Source organism: Glaciecola punicea ACAM 611 (assembly GCF_000252165.1).
GTDB classification, from domain to species: domain Bacteria; phylum Pseudomonadota; class Gammaproteobacteria; order Enterobacterales; family Alteromonadaceae; genus Glaciecola; species Glaciecola punicea.
Window position 1 is genome coordinate 45,291 of the sequence record NZ_BAET01000008.1, and the last position, 15,094, is coordinate 60,384.

Here is a 15,094-nt window from a genome sequence, read left to right on the forward strand (position 1 = left end):
TATTATCTCCAACTCTTGAGCAACCTAAAATATTTGCTTTTGCGCAGCAGCCGTTTTAATTTACTCGAGATTTGCAGCTACAATAAAAAGCCGACAGTGCGCCGGCTTAATTTTCAATATGCTGCAATTGCAGACTTTTCACAATCCTAAATAGGCTATCGTATTGTCAACCTACTAAAGCGCTGCTTCAAGTTGTGGCAATAAATCGAACAAATCGCCCACCAAGCCATAGTCGGCAACCTGGAAAATGGGTGCTTCTTCGTCTTTATTAATTGCCACAATAACTTTGGAGTCTTTCATACCGGCTAAATGTTGGATAGCACCTGATAATCCAACCGCAATATACAAGTTAGGCGCAACAATTTTACCTGTTTGACCAACCTGCATGTCGTTTGATACAAAACCAGCGTCTACCGCGGCGCGCGATGCACCAATGGCGGCGCCTAATTTATCGGCTATGCCATGCAGCAAACTAAAGTTTTCACCGTTTTGCATACCGCGACCACCCGATATAATAACATCAGCGGCCGACAATTCTGGACGCTCTGATACCGTTAACTCAGCAGATACGAAAGATGATTTTTCAGATACTTTTACAATATCAACATTTTCTACAGAGGCACTGCCATCGTTAGCAGCGGCGTCGAAAGAAGCGGCGCGAACCGTTACAATTTTTACCGAATCTGATGACTGAACAGTAGCAATTGCATTACCCGCGTATATGGGGCGTACAAATGTGTCAGCTGACTCTACTTTTATAATGTCAGAAATTTGAGCAACATCGAGTAAAGCGGCTACGCGTGGCATGAAGTTCTTGCCTGTGGTAGTGGCAGCGGCAAATACGTGCGTATAGCTAGCGGCTAGTTCAACCACTAAATCGGCTACGTTTTCTGCTAGTTGATGCGCATAGGCGACATTGTCTGCCACTAATACTTTACTTACCCCTGTAATTTTGGCTGCTGCTTGCGCCACTAGACCGCAGTTTTTACCCACAACCAATACTGTAATGTCGCCGCCAGCGGCACTTGCCGCATGCACTAGTTTGTTGGTTTCTGTTTTTAATGACTCGTTGTCATGTTCTGCATAGACTAAAATACTCATGAGATCACCTTAGCTTCGTTTTTCAATTTTGCCACTAACTCCGCTACATCAGCTACTTTCACGCCGCCTTTGCGTTGTTCGGGAGCCATCACTTTAAGCAGTTTTATGTTCGAGCTCAAATTAACGCCTAAATCGGCTGCGCTTATTACATCAATTGGCTTACGCTTGGCTTTCATTATATTGGGTAGAGAAGCGTAGCGTGGTTCGTTTAAGCGCAAATCGGTAGTCACCACCGCAGGCAGAGTTAAGGATACCGTTTGCAAACCGCCGTCAATTTCGCGCGTTACATTTACTTTGCCATCGGCCACTAACACTTCACTGGCAAATGTGCCCTGAGGCATACCAGTAAGTGCAGCTAGCATTTGACCGGTTTGGTTGTTGTCTGAATCGATTGCTTGCTTACCTAATATCACTAAATCGGGCAGTTCTTTGTCAACCACCGTTTTCAATAGCTTGGCAATTTGCAATGAATCCAAGGCAGCGTCTGTCTCGATATGAACGGCGCGGTCAGCCCCTAGCGCTAACCCTGTTCTAATTTGCTCTTGTACCGCTTTTGGTCCTATAGACACCACAATAATTTCGGTCGCTATGCCCTTTTCTTTGAGCCTGATGGCTTCTTCAACGGCAATCTCGCAAAATGGATTTATGGCCATTTTTACATTGTTTAAATCAACGTCGCTATTGTCTGACTTAACGCGTACTTTTACGTTGTAGTCGATAGCACGCTTAATTGGTACTAAGATCTTCATACTTTCTCCTAAGCTATTGTTAAGCATTGAACATGACTTAATGTTAGCATTATACGCCTAAAGTAGTTCTTGTTGCTAAAAAACAATGCTAATTAAGTCATGATCATTTACTAATTAAATTTTACTAGTCATGATGTCCATTGAAATCTATATACACTTAACATAAACGTCAACTGCAGATCATATTGTTTTGCGCGATACTTGTGCATCGTTTAATTGACGGATGTACGCATAAATAATCATGATATAGTATTACAACGTTCTTACTTTGAGTAAAATTAAATTTATTAATAAAGAACTATAACTTTTTTACTTGCCTTTGGAGTGACCCATGGAAAGAGAAGTAATGGAATTTGACGTTGTTGTGGTGGGTGCGGGCCCATCAGGACTATCAACGGCAATCAAACTGAAACAGCTGGCTAATCAGCACGATAAAGAACTCAATGTATGCGTACTTGAGAAAGGCTCTGAGGTTGGCGCACACATCTTATCTGGCGCGGTGTTTGAAACCAAAGCACTAGACGAATTATTTGGAAACTGGCAAGAATTGGGCGCTCCGTTGAACACCAAAGTCACCCATGACGAAATTTATCTATTAAGAAGTGCACACAACAGCATTAAACTGCCTAATTTCATGGCTCCTAAGACGATGCACAACGACGGTAATTACATTACTAGTATGGCCAATATGTGCAGATGGTTAGCACTGCAAGCGGAAGCCTTAGGCGTTGAAGTTTACCCAGGGTTTGCCGCGGCCCAAGTGCATTATGATGAACAAGGCAATGTGGCAGGAATAATAACAGGCGATATGGGCATATCCCAAAGTGGTGAACACAAAGACACCTACATGCCTGGCATGCTGCTCACCGCTAAATATACCGTTTTTGCCGAAGGCTGCAGAGGTCATTTAGGCAAGTCACTCATTGAAAAATTTGCGCTAGACAAAGACATAAGCCCTCAGCACTATGCTATTGGGTTTAAGGAGATTTGGGATATCCCAGCAGGCCAGCATCAAGAAGGGCTAGTGGTACACACCGCTGGCTGGCCTTTAGACGAATCTGGTTCTACCGGCGGAAGCTATTTGTATCATGCCGAAAACAACCAAGTGTTCGTCGGTCTAATTGTAGATCTGAATTATAAAAACCCACATTTGAGTCCTTTCGATGAATTTCAGCGTTTGAAACATCATCCGGTCATTGCCTCTACGCTAAAAGACGGTGCCCGCGTGAGCTACGGCGCTAGAGCCATTACAAAAGGTGGATTGCAGTCACTACCTAAAATGACTTTCCCCGGCGGTATTATGGTTGGCTGTGACGCAGGCACCTTGAATTTTGCCAAAATAAAAGGCAACCATACCGCAATGAAGTCGGGCATGTTGGCAGCCGAAACCCTGTTCCCACTGCTTGAAGAATCTGTAGCCGTTAGGGATCCGGTCGAATACCTTGATAATTTTAAAGCATCTTGGTTATACAATGAGCTTTATAGCTCACGTAATTTCGGTTCGGCCATTCACAAGTTCGGAAACTTCTTTGGCGGTGCTTATAACACCCTAGACCAAAATATCTTCGGCGGGAAACTTCCCTTTACATTGACTGACTCAACGCCTGATTACGCCACACTAGTGCCTGCGGCCAATGCAAAGAAAATCGATTATCACAAGCCTGACAGCAAATTAAGCTTTGATAAACTAACATCGGTATTTTTGTCTAACACCAATCATGAAGAAGATCAGCCTGGCCATTTACATTTGGTAGACGCTTCAATTCCTATTAGTGTTAATTTGCCTAAATACAATGAACCTGCTGCGCGCTATTGCCCAGCAGGTGTTTACGAAGTTGTCGAGGAAGCCAACGGTGACAAACGCTTCCAGATTAACGCACAAAACTGCGTACATTGTAAAACTTGCGATATCAAAGATCCGTCACAAAACATCAAGTGGGTAGTGCCAGAGGGCACTGGTGGTCCCAATTACCCTAATATGTAGCGCTTGGCATGCTTAAAACATTGCATTACCTTGAGTATGTGCCACCAAACAACTCATTAGAAATAAGTAGTTTACCGGTGGTTGTCTTACTGCATGGCTTATTTGGCAGCAGTGATAACTTAAGTGTTATTCGGCGGCATTTACAAACTCAGTTTCGAGTCATTAACATGGATCTCCCTGATCATGGTCAATCGCCTCACTCTTTACATTTCAGCTTTGAAGACTACGCACAGCAAGTTATTCTCACGCTGAGTAAAATGAACATTGGTAAGGCAAGCATAATTGGTCATTCCCTTGGTGGAAAAGTAGCTATGTGGATTGCATTTCAGCAAGCCGCACTAATACAAAAACTTATTATTCTAGATATTGCGCCGGTCGCTTATCAGCACCGGCATCAAAATGTAATAGACGGTCTGACAGCGGTGCCTTTGAGCGATATTCGATCGCGCAAAGAAGCGCAGCAATTTATGGCTAAGTTTATTGCTGATGCCGGCACTCAGGCGTTTCTGCTTAAAAGTTTATATGAACAGAATGGTAAATGGAATTGGCGTTTTAATTTACACGTTCTGAGCAGAGACTATGAGCGCTTAATTGATTGGCCCCTCAATAAACAAGTTATTTATAACAACGAGACCCTTTTCATAAAAGGAGAAAATTCTGATTATATATTGAGTGATTATCAAGGTGAAATTAGGGCCCAGTTTCCACAGGCAAAAGCAAAGCTAGTAAAAGCGGGGCATTGGTTACATGCCGAAAAGCCACTGCTTGTTAACACGCTAATAACAAAGCATTTACTTGGAACCTAATGCGGACACATTAGCACTCAAGGTGCATTATATTTGCGCTTCATTTTACTCTTTTCGCTTTGTTTTATGATAATATTGCATAATAATCTATACCGATAAGTCAAGGCCTCATGTCAGCAGAAACGGTTCAACACATTGAAGGAATATTACTCAATGTAACACTAGCAGCGTTATTTTTATTAATGGGCTATGCTATACATGACGTCATGAAAAAAAACGATGTTCCTAAAATAGGTCGTTTCGTTGCCTATGGAGTTTTAGGCTTAGGCGGTTTAGGATTTGTGGTGAAAGGCATCATTCAATTATTTTATATAGGTTCGGGCGTTTAATTGCAAAACGCAGCGACTCATTTGCACTTTAGTGGAGTATTAAAATGGCAACGGTAGGTTTATTTTTTGGCAGCGATACAGGCAACACCGAGCATATTGCTAAAATGATCCAAAAAGAACTGGGCAAAAAGCTTATTGACGTAAAAGACATTGCAAAAAGCACAAAAGAACAAATTGCAGAATTTGATTTACTGATTTTTGGTATCCCTACTTGGTATTACGGCGAAGCACAGTGTGACTGGGACGATTTTTTTCCAGAGCTTGAAGATCTTAATTTTAAAGACAAGCTTGTGGCTATATTCGGCTGTGGTGATCAAGAAGACTATGCCGAGTATTTCTTAGATGCAATGGGTATGATAAGAGACATCGTAGAACCTAAGGGAGCTATCCTCATAGGCAAATGGCCCACCGAAGGTTACGACTTTGAAGCGTCTAAAGGTATGAGCGACGACGATCACTTTGTCGGTTTGGGTATTGACGAAGATCGCCAGCCTGAATTAACTGAACAAAGAGTTAAAGCTTGGTGCAAAAAAGTACATGAAGAAATGTGTTTAGCAGAGCTTGGATAAAATCTTGATAGAACCAGCACAAGCTAAAAAATCATCCTTCTTCACATGGAAAGTAGTGGTTGGAGTGTGCGCGGTAGCACTAGTAATTGGCTATTTTAGTATTAAGTCTGAGGAATCTGCATCACTATCCGAGATAGACAATGCGCGACTAGTTGAATTTGACGAACGCCTGCTGTCATGCAACGACGTTGAAACAGCTGCGCCTTCCCTTGCGCACGACACCTGCTTAAGTGCCGCTAAAGACGGTAAAGTTATGGCGATTAAACGTATAATCTGGGCTTATTCGCGCCAAAGTGATTATCAAGACTTAGGTAAAGTATTTGAATGGCTACGAGCCCTACCCTACAAAGACAGCGCCACTCAGTTGTTAATGTTCAGTCTTGTGCATTTAAATACCGACTCAGACACACTACGAAAAGACAGTGAAATTGGTATCACAAGTTTAGTTGCTAAAAACTATGCACCAGCCAACGTAGTATTAGCGTCTATTTACGCACTTAACGAGAATATTACCGCGCCCACCAGCAATACCATATGGATGTTAAATCGAGCCAACAAGAAAGATCCGAGGATCATTGACGCCTCAACACTCGCTCTCATTCATGCCAATGGATTTGTGGGTGAGGTGAATATTGCTGCCGCCACCAGCTTATTAAAAGACGCTGCAGAGTCCGACTTTCCTATGACAACGAATAACATTGCTTGGTTTTTAGCTACCTTAGACAACAATCCCTTTACGCAAAGTGAATATGCACTAAGTTTGGCGCAGCGCGTTGTTGAAGACCCAGCACACGGACAAAATCCAATTTATGTCGATACACTAGCAGCAACCTTTGCCGCTAACAATATGTTCGATAAAGCCGTCGAAACCCAAAAGCGGGCATTGAAATTAGTTGCCACGTCTGAGTTCACCCAAACAGCGATGGCGCAAGTTCAACAAGAATATAAACAACGTTTAACGCTTTATTTACAAAAGGAAGCGTTAATTGAAGAAGTTTTATCGGTTGATAAAATCACGTTTTTTAGAAATATTAGAAACCGTGTTTTAGACTATGTACTGCGAGACTTTTTTATTCCAATAGAATCCCCCGCCTTTTTTGTTAATGATCTGGCAGAAAATGCGAAAAACCAACAGATTCAAGTTCAATAAGTCCTCGGTCAACAGCGTATATTGCGCGCTTGTCTTAAATGATACTAATGTAGCTTAAATTATTTAAGCGCTTTTCTCAGCAGCACTGTTTCAATTTTCAGGATCGTCTGATTTGATTGCTTGGTGCTATCAGCACTTTGCCGATTAAAATAATAAAATACCCCAACACTTAGGGACGATATTATTTATTTAAGTCAATTTGACGTATAATTGTTACGGCAGAAGGTGATAAAACTTTAAATTTACCCTATACTAACATCTCAAATATAAGGGGTTGATAACGAGATGGATAAAAATAAAGAACTAAAAAAAGCCGGTTTAAAGGTCACGCTTCCCCGTATCAAAATATTAGAAATACTTCAGAATCCTAACAACCAACATATTAGCGCTGAAGCGGTATATAAGATATTAATTAATATGGAAGAAGAAATTGGATTAGCGACTGTTTACAGGGTACTTAACCAATTTGACGACGCTGGTATTTTACACCGCCACCATTTTGAAGGCGGTAAATCGGTTTTTGAAATAAGCCATAAGAAACATCACGACCATTTAGTTTGTTTGAAGTGTGGGAAAGTTGTTGAATTTGAAGACGATGTTATTGAAAAAAGGCAAGAAGAAGTTGCCAAAGCCAATAATATGACTCTTCTAAATCACAGTTTGTATTTATATGGTGAGTGTAAGGAAGGCAACTGCGACGAAGACAAATAGTGTCTTTACATAAGCTCTGGCTGTAATTGAGTAGGCCTACTAGCTTAAAAGTAGGTCCTCAAGCTTCATCACAGTCTATTTAAAACGAATACTTAGAAGCATTATAAGCATTTTGGGCTGCTTCCCATAGCGGCCCTGGCCTTCCGCTTCCCAACATTCTATCATCTACTTTAACTACCGCCCCTACTTCTTTGCTTGATGACGTTATCCATACCTCGTCGGCGTTTGCTAACTGCTTGGTACTAATATCTTGCTCAAATACTGTAAAGCCTCCCTGCAAGGATAAAGATTGAAGCAGTATATTGCGAGTAACCCCCGGCAGTAATTGATTATCGAGTTTGGGGGTCATTATAATATTATCTTTAATGACAAACACATTACAGGCTGCCGCCTCGGTAATAATGTGATGCTTATTGAACAAGATTATTTCATCCTTTTTTGCATTTTTACCCTGCTGAAAATGCATTACATTACCTAATAGAGACGTTGATTTAATATGGCAGCGTTGCCACCTTAAATCCTCTCCCGTAATGACTTCATACACTTTTGCGGTTTTTCTGTCGACGTCTTGCGATGGCGGTATTTCAAATCCATAGGCAAAAACGGTTGGGCTTACGTTTTCAGGATAGGCGTGATAACGCTTAGTGTCGGTGCCTCTGCTAACATGAATATAAACGCCTACTGATGTGGCATCAAATTGCGCTATAAGGTGCTTGATAGTAGTCAACCACTCTTGTTTATCAGCATAAAAAGCAATGCCAATTTCTTCTAAACCACTGTTCATTCGGTCTAAATGAAGTGATAAACCAACCGGTTTTGAATGGTAACAAGGAATCACTTCATAAATACCGTCTCCGAATAGGAAACCTCTGTCCATAGGAGAGATGAGCGCGTTTTCTTTGTCGACAAATTTACCGTTTAAAAATACCTGCATTGCGTAATATCCTAAAGGTTACATCTAATTCAGCGCGTAGCGTTTAAGTACAATGTACTACGCTAAAAACAACTATGCGTAAAGCCTTAGCTTTGTTGTATTTAATACCTGTTTAAGCTGAAGATCAATCAATTGCCGCCATATATTTGCAGTATCAAAATCGGTCGCCACAAAGGTGATTTTTTGTGAACTTGTTGCTTGGGCAAGTAGTGCAAGCCCTTGGCTATTTACGGTCCCTATAACCGGATAACCGCCTATTGTTTGCCGGTCGTTTCGCATAATAATAGGCAAGCCACTGCCGGGAATTTGAATGGCCCCGTTTGCCATTGGCTGCGATATTAGGTTCGTTAGCTCACAGTGTATGGGTGGACCTGCTAAGCGCACGCCCATTTTATCAATGTACTGCGTTATTTCAAATTCGTGAGCGATAAAGCGCTGTTTGTCTACTTTTGAGAAGGCAGCCTGTTGGTAGCAAAATGAAAAAGGTAGTTTTTTTTGTGTGTAAAATTGTGATGCAATAAAAGCCTTTATGAGCGGCGTAAAACTAGTCTGTGCGCCACCTTTTCCGAAATAGCGCGTGGCTTTGTCGTCAATCTGAGCCGCGTTGATAAGCACAAACTCTTCACCATCAATAATTGGCTTGCCATCACCTTGCATGCCGCCTGTCTTTTCTCGTTTTACCGCACACACACTGTTGGCAAACACAGGTAATTCAAATGCGGCTGAAAACGCAATATAAGTGAACAGTCCTTTTGTAGCAGGGCCTAATTTAACGTGGTCATTTTTTTTGAGTAAAAACACTTTACCGTTTTTAATATTTTGCTTGTTAATGCTTATATCGGTATGCGCGCCGGTGATAGCTACTGCGCAAGCAATACTAACGCTAAACTCAATATTACCCGCCATCACTTCAAGAGCAGGGCTGTGCAAGGCATTGCCACATAGGGCATTAGCCAGTTGGAAGCTAAACCAATCTATCGCCCCCGATTGACTATAACCACTCAATTGTCTGCCTTTTCTGCCGCTGTCAGTCCATTGCGTTGTAAGGCCACTTTTTATGATCGTCAGCATTTTATTTCTCCGCTTGCTTTAGTTGACGGTCATACTCATGTTGGTCTATTGCCTTGAATATGACCTTATCCTCAGGCCCCATGGCAACAGTAGCATCATCAGAAAACGAAAAAGCCGTATAGCCAATAATGTGCCAGCCTCCTGGGGAAATACTCGGATAAACAGCAGTTTGTTGACCCGCAATCGCCACGGCGCCCGCTGGCACTGCCAGCCTTGGATGAGCAAGTCTTGGCATACGAAGAAGTGGTGATAGTTCGCCTAGGTAGGCAAAGTTTGGCATGAATCCAATGGCGAAAACCTGATACTGTATCGATTGATGCAAACTCACTATATCGCGTGAGGTTAAGTTCGTATATTCTTCAACCGCACTCATATCACTGGGCTGGCTTTTATTATTTAGCTCATAGCAGACATCAATTTGATGCACATGGCCTATTTCTTTTTCGGTTTTTTTTGCATGTGACTTCTTTTTTTCTGGCTCTTTCAACTCAGCTAGCGTGCTCAGCAAAAACCTTAATACAATGTCATACCTTATATCTTGGGCGTCATATACAAGTAACAGGCTGTCGTAAGAGACCACATGGTCAATTAACCACTTGGGCGACTTTGCTTTAATTAGCGCCAAGCACCGCTTGACCCTAGCATTACGGGCTTGCAGAGACAGAGCTGGCCGTTTAGCACACGTACGACTCTTTTCGTTAACGCGAATAATTATACTTACTTCACTCACTCGCTCGACATGCGAATATTCATCAAGTGGCACGGCATTATGCATGTACTGATAACCTTGATCCTTTTCAAGTTCGAACATTAGGATGTATGCACAGATTTAGTGCTGACTTGTTTGCTAATGAGCGATCGTATTTTCCGGCATAATATGAGCGAGTCAGGGGTATCACTATGTACACAAATAGTGTCAATATGAAGTGCAAGCGCATTACCACATTCACTTAGAAATGCGTCTCCATTTATCATTGCACTGGCTTGAAACAGGCTTTGGGTTTCGGATAATACGGCCTTAGGTTTGTCTCGACTGACCAAAAAGCCGCTTGCCGTATAGCCCCTGTCGGCAAAGCCCTCAAAACGCAGTGGTATATTATGCTTTGCCGCAGTGCTACAAAATATTGACACATCTGGTAGCGCCTGTATTACTAAATCATACCGGCAATGATAACTTGCTAAAGCCATTACTATGGACTCAAATAAAGCGGGTTGCTGCATCATGTCGTTATACATAGCACCGTGAGGTTTCACAAATCCTATCTTCGCGCTTTGGCACTTTGCCATGCCTTCTAAAGTCGCTATTTGCGCGTGGATCATAGCGATAAGTTCATCCGAGCTTAACTGCATTGAACGACGTCCAAAGCCTTGTAAATCGGGATAGGAAACATGCGCGCCAACTTCTACCGCATGTTTAGCTGCCAAACTTATAGTGTTTTGCATAGTAAGGGCATCACCAGCGTGATAACCACAGGCAATATTGGCTTGATCGACCAAAGGCATAATGTCACTGTCATTGCCCATAGTCCATTTCCCATAACTTTCACCAATATCCGCATTTAGTTTCATTGCTACCCTCTCTAAACTCTGTAGACTTTGTTATAATCATTTTTATTTAATAGGTATCATATCAAGATGCTAAAAATTGGCCAATTTAATCGCCTTCATGTTGTTGAAATTTTTCCTTTCGGGTACGAACTGCTCGCCTATGGCGGATCATCCGAACAGCTTGTTATGCTTAAAGACACTTCTCACGTTTATACAATGGGACAAGAACTTGATGTGTTTGTATATACCCATGCCGATGGTTCGTTTTTAGGCGCAATAGACGCCCCTAAAGTAATGCTTCATCAATTCGCCCCATTAGTGGTGGTCGGCGCAAGCGATCATGGATGCTTTTTTGATTGGGGTATTAAACCCGACTTATACGCCCCAGAAGGCCAGCTACACACCAACCTTGATATTGGCACTCGTTACGTGGTTTATGCCCTGCAAGACCGTATAGGAAAACTGGTTGCTACCACCAAAATTGAACGTTTTTTACATGAGCATAGCCAAGAACTGAGTCCTAATCAGGCCGTTTCCTTGTTAATTTATGCACAAACGCCATTAGGCTACAAAGCGATTGTAAATGGCGAGTTTCAGGGCTTACTATTTAACAGCGATTTAATTACCAGTGTAAAAATGGGTGATTACCTTGAAGGCTTTGTAAAGTCTGTGCGTGAAGACGGGAAATTAGACCTTGCCTTACAAGTACAAACACCTCAGGCACGGCTTAATTTAAGCGAACAAATCTTAGAAGACCTAATCGCTCATGACGGTATGTCGACCGTAACCGACAAGAGTACGCCTGATGAAATATTTGCTCGCTTTAAGGTTAGTAAAGCCGCATATAAGAAGGCAATTGGTAATATGTACAAACAGAAAAAAATTCGCATTGAAAAAAACTGTTTATATCTAAATCAAGATACTGTTTAACGCTAGCACGGCTTAAGTCGTTAACGGTAAGGAATAATAAAATGAAAGCAGAAATAACATGGCAGCCAAGCGAACATGGTTTAGCCTTTGACGGTGTGATGGACGACGGCAAAACAATTAGCCTTGACGGCAGTGGAAATGATTTGTCGCCTATGCAAGCTGTACTTATAAGCGTAGGTGCTTGCTCTAGTGTCGATGTGGTTGAGATTATGCGTAAAGCAAGACAGCCTATTGAAAGCTGTATTTGTAGACTTGAAGCAACGCGAGCAGACAGTCCCCCGCGTGTATTCGCCTCGATACACGCACATTACGAGGTGTCAGGTAAACAAATAAACGAAAAACATCTGGCGCGCGCAGTACAGCTTTCCTGCGAAAAGTATTGCTCGGTCATGTTAATGCTAAACGCAAAAGTTGCGATCACCACTAGTTTTGGCTTAAGCGAATAAAGCTTAAACAATATTGAGGATTAATACGTATTTGATATGAAAGCTACTAGCACCGCCACTTTTTTTATTCTCATATCCACGCTTGCCGGCTTTGCTGGCGGATATTGGTTGGCCACACACAACACGCTTAAACACTTAGATGCATCTGGCGAGTTTAGCCATAAAAAAACGTCCTTGGTAGACATAGATGTTAAAAAAACAGCACGAGCATCTAATAGAACTGTCGCTTCACCCACAAATATGGGGCTAGCTCAATACGTGTCTGTAGATAATTGTGGCACCACAGTTTTGGAAAACACTGACAAAGACGAACTGTTTTTAGCTCAAAATGCCAGTGTTATTGACACTCTGGCATTTCTTAACGCACTGGAGCAAAGTGGCGAAAAGGAAGCCTATAAAAAAATGGGGTCTGCGCTTGAATTGCTGCGCAATGCAGTAAAAGACAATCCAGAAAACTTTCAAATTTTAGTCGACTACTTTGCTGACTCAGGCACTGAGTCACAAGTACCCTATTATATCACCAGCGTTCTTCACAGCGCTGATATAGTCGACAAAGAGCTACTTATGGCCAATTTAGTGACCCGCTTAAGCGCCCAAGGCACCGCAATAGGCAATACCAAACTATTGCACTTGGTCTCAAGTAGAGGTATGCATGTAGGCAATGATGAGATAGTTTCTACAATTAAAAATATTGCACTTTACAGTCCGGCAGACAGCACTAATAGAACCTTTGCGCTGGATTTATTGATGCCCTTTCAACTCAACTCAAATGAAAAAAACAAAGTTATTACTGATCTATCGTTTGCGTTAAACCAAGCGCCTCGAGAAGAAGTTAGTTTTATTGTTGAAAATATTATTCGCTTCAGTGATAAAAGTGAAAGAGTCACCTTAGCAAGCAGCTACCTTAGCGAAAATAATAACTTTGAAACTCGCGTAGCAATTTTATCAACTATGCACAGCGGTTCGGTGAAACCAAACGATGTCTTAAAAGCAGCGCTATTTAGGATTGCTGACAACCCGAGCGATCCCTTAAGCAACCACGCCCGTGATACCCTAATGTATGTGTTTGAAATAGACAACGACGAGTATAATAGACTGCGCCAGGGCGGTTAAGAAAGGTCAACAATCGCTAATCATATTGGTTCAGGTCGCACCCTATTTCAACGGCTAGATTCATCAAAATGAGCAGGCGGCAATAAGTCTCTATCAATCGATTTAGTGGGCGTTACGCCAAGCGTTTTGAAGCTTTCTGCTTGCGTTACTAAATTCCCACGACCGGTAGACAGCTTATTCATAGCACCGTCATAACTCTTTTCTAAGGCCTCAATGTTTCTCCCTATGCGCTGCATATCTTCAACAAAATTAGCGAATTTGTCGTACATTTTTTTAGCTTTATCAGCAATGGTTTTAGCATGTTGACTCTGATATTCATACTGCCAAATATTATTGATGGTTCTCAGTGCAACGAGCAAATTAGTAGGACTCACCAGCATTATTTGATTATCCATGGCTAGCTTAACCAAGTCGGGAGCTTCTTGAACGGCTGAAATAAACGCCGACTCCACAGGCACAAACATAAGCACGTAATCAAGTGTTTGCACGCCCGATAAATCTTGGTAGTCCTTTTTACTCAAGCCCTTAATATGCCCTTTAATAGATACAACATGCTCTTTAAGCGCTTTTTTACGCTCGTCATCGCTTTGGGCATTAACGACTCTCTCATGTGCAATTAACGACACCTTCGAGTCAATCACAATGTCTTTTTTGTTTGGCAAATGCACTACTACGTCGGGCCGGTATCGTTTACCGTCATTGGCAACTAAGTGTTTTTGTATTTCGTATTCGTGGCCATCACGCAGGCCTGACTCGTCCAAAATTCGCGCAAGGACAATTTCGCCCCAGTTGCCCTGCTGCTTATTATCGCCTTTAAGCGCGTTAGTCAACGCAGCTGCCTCTTGGGTAATTTGCAAGTTCAGCTCTTTTAAGCCTAAAATCTCGGTTCTTAAAGAGGCTCTTTCTTGTCCTTCTGTCACATATTGATCGCGTATTTGTTTTTTAAAGTCGTCAATTTGCTGTTTCAGTGGCGACAACAAATGCGAAATACCTTGCTCACTTGTTTTGGTAAACTTCTCGGATTTTTGTTCAAAAATTTTATTGGCAAGATTTTCAAACTGGATGTTTAAGTGCTTTTCTGCATTAGCCAAGAGTTGAAACTTTTCATCGAAACCTATGCGCTCTTGCGCAATCGCTGCTTCTTGCGCTTCAAAGTTTGCCTGTAGCAACGATAAGCGATCTTGCAGTGCATAATACTTTGTTTGTAACTGTGTGTGCTGTTCTTTCAAATCGTATAGTTCGTTGGCCTGCTGCGAGAGTTGACCAAGCTGACGCTCTTGATCTGTCACTATTTGCTGTAGTCTACGAGTATCTAAGTGATTTTGCTGAGCCGTTTTTTCCCGAAGCTTAGCTTCTTTTTCATTGTTTATGACGGTAAGTTCTTGGGTAGAAGAAGAATGAGCAAGAGCTTGCGACACTAAGCCTAGCTCGCTTTGTAAAGCGTAGCGCTCCTGTTGCCATTGGGTTTGCATTAAAGCGACGCTTTTGTGGTGCACTCGCCACACGACGTATGCGACCAAAATAGGTAAAAACAGCATACCTGAAAGCAATAAAACTTCGTAGGATACGCTTATATTTTGTGCCCATATGGGTAGGTTCAATACATCTCCTTTATTAATCACTTAATTTATTGTTCACCTGGAGCGTTGGCGG

The 15,094-nt window shown here is 42.0% G+C and carries 16 protein-coding genes; 9 read left to right on the forward strand and 7 right to left on the reverse strand.

Annotation, left to right across the window (positions count from 1 at the left end; genetic code table 11):
- Positions 1 to 174: 174 nt before the first annotated feature.
- Together GPUN_RS04735 and GPUN_RS04740 are read right to left on the reverse strand one after the other, a co-directional pair.
- Complete coding sequence (locus GPUN_RS04735) at positions 175 to 1,101, reverse strand: electron transfer flavoprotein subunit alpha/FixB family protein (protein WP_006003997.1); 927 nt, start codon at positions 1,099 to 1,101, stop codon at positions 175 to 177.
- Positions 1,098 to 1,850: an electron transfer flavoprotein subunit beta/FixA family protein gene (locus tag GPUN_RS04740; protein ID WP_006003999.1), complete on the reverse strand. Its 753-nt coding sequence runs from the start codon at positions 1,848 to 1,850 to the stop codon at positions 1,098 to 1,100. Before GPUN_RS04740 ends, GPUN_RS04735 begins: the two co-directional genes overlap by 4 nt.
- 331 nt (positions 1,851 to 2,181) lie before the next feature.
- Between GPUN_RS04740 and GPUN_RS04745 the strand changes: the two genes are divergently transcribed.
- The 6 genes from GPUN_RS04745 (at position 2,182) to fur (ending at position 7,399) form a co-directional block, all read left to right on the forward strand.
- Positions 2,182 to 3,834 carry an electron transfer flavoprotein-ubiquinone oxidoreductase gene (locus GPUN_RS04745; RefSeq protein WP_006004001.1) on the forward strand — a complete coding sequence of 551 codons (1,653 nt, stop codon included), beginning with the start codon at positions 2,182 to 2,184 and terminating at the stop codon, positions 3,832 to 3,834.
- Between the two features lie 8 nt (positions 3,835 to 3,842).
- Positions 3,843 to 4,640 carry an alpha/beta fold hydrolase gene (locus GPUN_RS04750; RefSeq protein ID WP_006004003.1) on the forward strand — a complete coding sequence of 266 codons (798 nt, stop codon included), beginning with the start codon at positions 3,843 to 3,845 and terminating at the stop codon, positions 4,638 to 4,640.
- Positions 4,641 to 4,750: 110 nt separating this feature from the next.
- Entirely contained in the window at positions 4,751 to 4,969 is a 219-nt protein-coding gene (locus tag GPUN_RS04755; RefSeq protein ID WP_006004005.1) for a DUF2788 domain-containing protein, read from the forward strand.
- Between the two features lie 44 nt (positions 4,970 to 5,013).
- Positions 5,014 to 5,538, forward strand: coding sequence for a flavodoxin FldA (gene fldA / locus GPUN_RS04760; protein ID WP_006004007.1), 525 nt, complete (start codon positions 5,014 to 5,016; stop codon positions 5,536 to 5,538).
- Between the two features lie 4 nt (positions 5,539 to 5,542).
- Positions 5,543 to 6,688 (forward strand): hypothetical protein, encoded by a 1,146-nt coding sequence (locus GPUN_RS04765; RefSeq protein ID WP_141567219.1) that lies wholly within the window; start codon positions 5,543 to 5,545, stop codon positions 6,686 to 6,688.
- Between the two features lie 285 nt (positions 6,689 to 6,973).
- Positions 6,974 to 7,399, forward strand: coding sequence for a ferric iron uptake transcriptional regulator (gene fur, locus GPUN_RS04770; protein WP_006004011.1), 426 nt, complete (start codon positions 6,974 to 6,976; stop codon positions 7,397 to 7,399).
- 79 nt (positions 7,400 to 7,478) lie between these two features.
- Here the strand turns inward: fur and GPUN_RS04775 are convergent, their stop codons facing one another.
- The 4 genes from GPUN_RS04775 to GPUN_RS04790 form a co-directional block, all read right to left on the reverse strand.
- On the reverse strand, positions 7,479 to 8,333 hold the full coding sequence (locus GPUN_RS04775; protein WP_006004013.1) for an aminotransferase class IV: 855 nt from the start codon (positions 8,331 to 8,333) through the stop codon (positions 7,479 to 7,481).
- A 72-nt stretch (positions 8,334 to 8,405) separates the two neighbouring features.
- Positions 8,406 to 9,404: a 5-oxoprolinase subunit C family protein gene (locus GPUN_RS04780; protein WP_006004015.1), complete on the reverse strand. Its 999-nt coding sequence runs from the start codon at positions 9,402 to 9,404 to the stop codon at positions 8,406 to 8,408.
- Position 9,405: 1 nt separating this feature from the next.
- Complete coding sequence (locus GPUN_RS13650; RefSeq protein ID WP_158309258.1) at positions 9,406 to 10,179, reverse strand: 5-oxoprolinase subunit B family protein; 774 nt, start codon at positions 10,177 to 10,179, stop codon at positions 9,406 to 9,408.
- A 35-nt stretch (positions 10,180 to 10,214) separates the two neighbouring features.
- Positions 10,215 to 10,973: a 5-oxoprolinase subunit PxpA gene (locus GPUN_RS04790; RefSeq protein WP_006004019.1), complete on the reverse strand. Its 759-nt coding sequence runs from the start codon at positions 10,971 to 10,973 to the stop codon at positions 10,215 to 10,217.
- Positions 10,974 to 11,039: 66 nt separating this feature from the next.
- Between GPUN_RS04790 and GPUN_RS04795 the strand changes: the two genes are divergently transcribed.
- The 3 genes from GPUN_RS04795 to GPUN_RS04805 are packed head-to-tail and all read left to right on the forward strand — an operon-like array spanning position 11,040 to position 13,441.
- Complete coding sequence (locus tag GPUN_RS04795; protein ID WP_006004021.1) at positions 11,040 to 11,882, forward strand: CvfB family protein; 843 nt, start codon at positions 11,040 to 11,042, stop codon at positions 11,880 to 11,882.
- A gap of 41 nt (positions 11,883 to 11,923) precedes the next feature.
- Positions 11,924 to 12,328, forward strand: coding sequence for an OsmC family protein (locus tag GPUN_RS04800; RefSeq protein WP_006004023.1), 405 nt, complete (start codon positions 11,924 to 11,926; stop codon positions 12,326 to 12,328).
- Between the two features lie 36 nt (positions 12,329 to 12,364).
- Positions 12,365 to 13,441, forward strand: coding sequence for a hypothetical protein (locus GPUN_RS04805; RefSeq protein ID WP_006004025.1), 1,077 nt, complete (start codon positions 12,365 to 12,367; stop codon positions 13,439 to 13,441).
- Positions 13,442 to 13,488: 47 nt separating this feature from the next.
- On the opposite strand, the gene GPUN_RS04810 is transcribed toward GPUN_RS04805, so the two are convergent.
- Positions 13,489 to 15,042 carry a DNA recombination protein RmuC gene (locus GPUN_RS04810; protein WP_006004027.1) on the reverse strand — a complete coding sequence of 518 codons (1,554 nt, stop codon included), beginning with the start codon at positions 15,040 to 15,042 and terminating at the stop codon, positions 13,489 to 13,491.
- Between the last annotated feature and the right edge of the window lie 52 nt (positions 15,043 to 15,094).

Coding starts and splice junctions, on each gene's coding strand:
- GPUN_RS04735 (WP_006003997.1), bottom strand. CDS start 1,101: ATGAGTATTTTAGTCTATGCAGAACATGACAACGAGTCATTAAAAACA.
- GPUN_RS04740 (WP_006003999.1), bottom strand. CDS start 1,850: ATGAAGATCTTAGTACCAATTAAGCGTGCTATCGACTACAACGTAAAA.
- GPUN_RS04745 (WP_006004001.1), top strand. CDS start 2,182: ATGGAAAGAGAAGTAATGGAATTTGACGTTGTTGTGGTGGGTGCGGGC.
- GPUN_RS04750 (WP_006004003.1), top strand. CDS start 3,843: ATGCTTAAAACATTGCATTACCTTGAGTATGTGCCACCAAACAACTCA.
- GPUN_RS04755 (WP_006004005.1), top strand. CDS start 4,751: ATGTCAGCAGAAACGGTTCAACACATTGAAGGAATATTACTCAATGTA.
- fldA (WP_006004007.1), top strand. CDS start 5,014: ATGGCAACGGTAGGTTTATTTTTTGGCAGCGATACAGGCAACACCGAG.
- fur (WP_006004011.1), top strand. CDS start 6,974: ATGGATAAAAATAAAGAACTAAAAAAAGCCGGTTTAAAGGTCACGCTT.
- GPUN_RS04775 (WP_006004013.1), bottom strand. CDS start 8,333: ATGCAGGTATTTTTAAACGGTAAATTTGTCGACAAAGAAAACGCGCTC.
- GPUN_RS04780 (WP_006004015.1), bottom strand. CDS start 9,404: ATGCTGACGATCATAAAAAGTGGCCTTACAACGCAATGGACTGACAGC.
- GPUN_RS13650 (WP_158309258.1), bottom strand. CDS start 10,179: ATGCATAATGCCGTGCCACTTGATGAATATTCGCATGTCGAGCGAGTG.
- GPUN_RS04790 (WP_006004019.1), bottom strand. CDS start 10,973: ATGAAACTAAATGCGGATATTGGTGAAAGTTATGGGAAATGGACTATG.
- GPUN_RS04795 (WP_006004021.1), top strand. CDS start 11,040: ATGCTAAAAATTGGCCAATTTAATCGCCTTCATGTTGTTGAAATTTTT.
- GPUN_RS04800 (WP_006004023.1), top strand. CDS start 11,924: ATGAAAGCAGAAATAACATGGCAGCCAAGCGAACATGGTTTAGCCTTT.
- GPUN_RS04805 (WP_006004025.1), top strand. CDS start 12,365: ATGAAAGCTACTAGCACCGCCACTTTTTTTATTCTCATATCCACGCTT.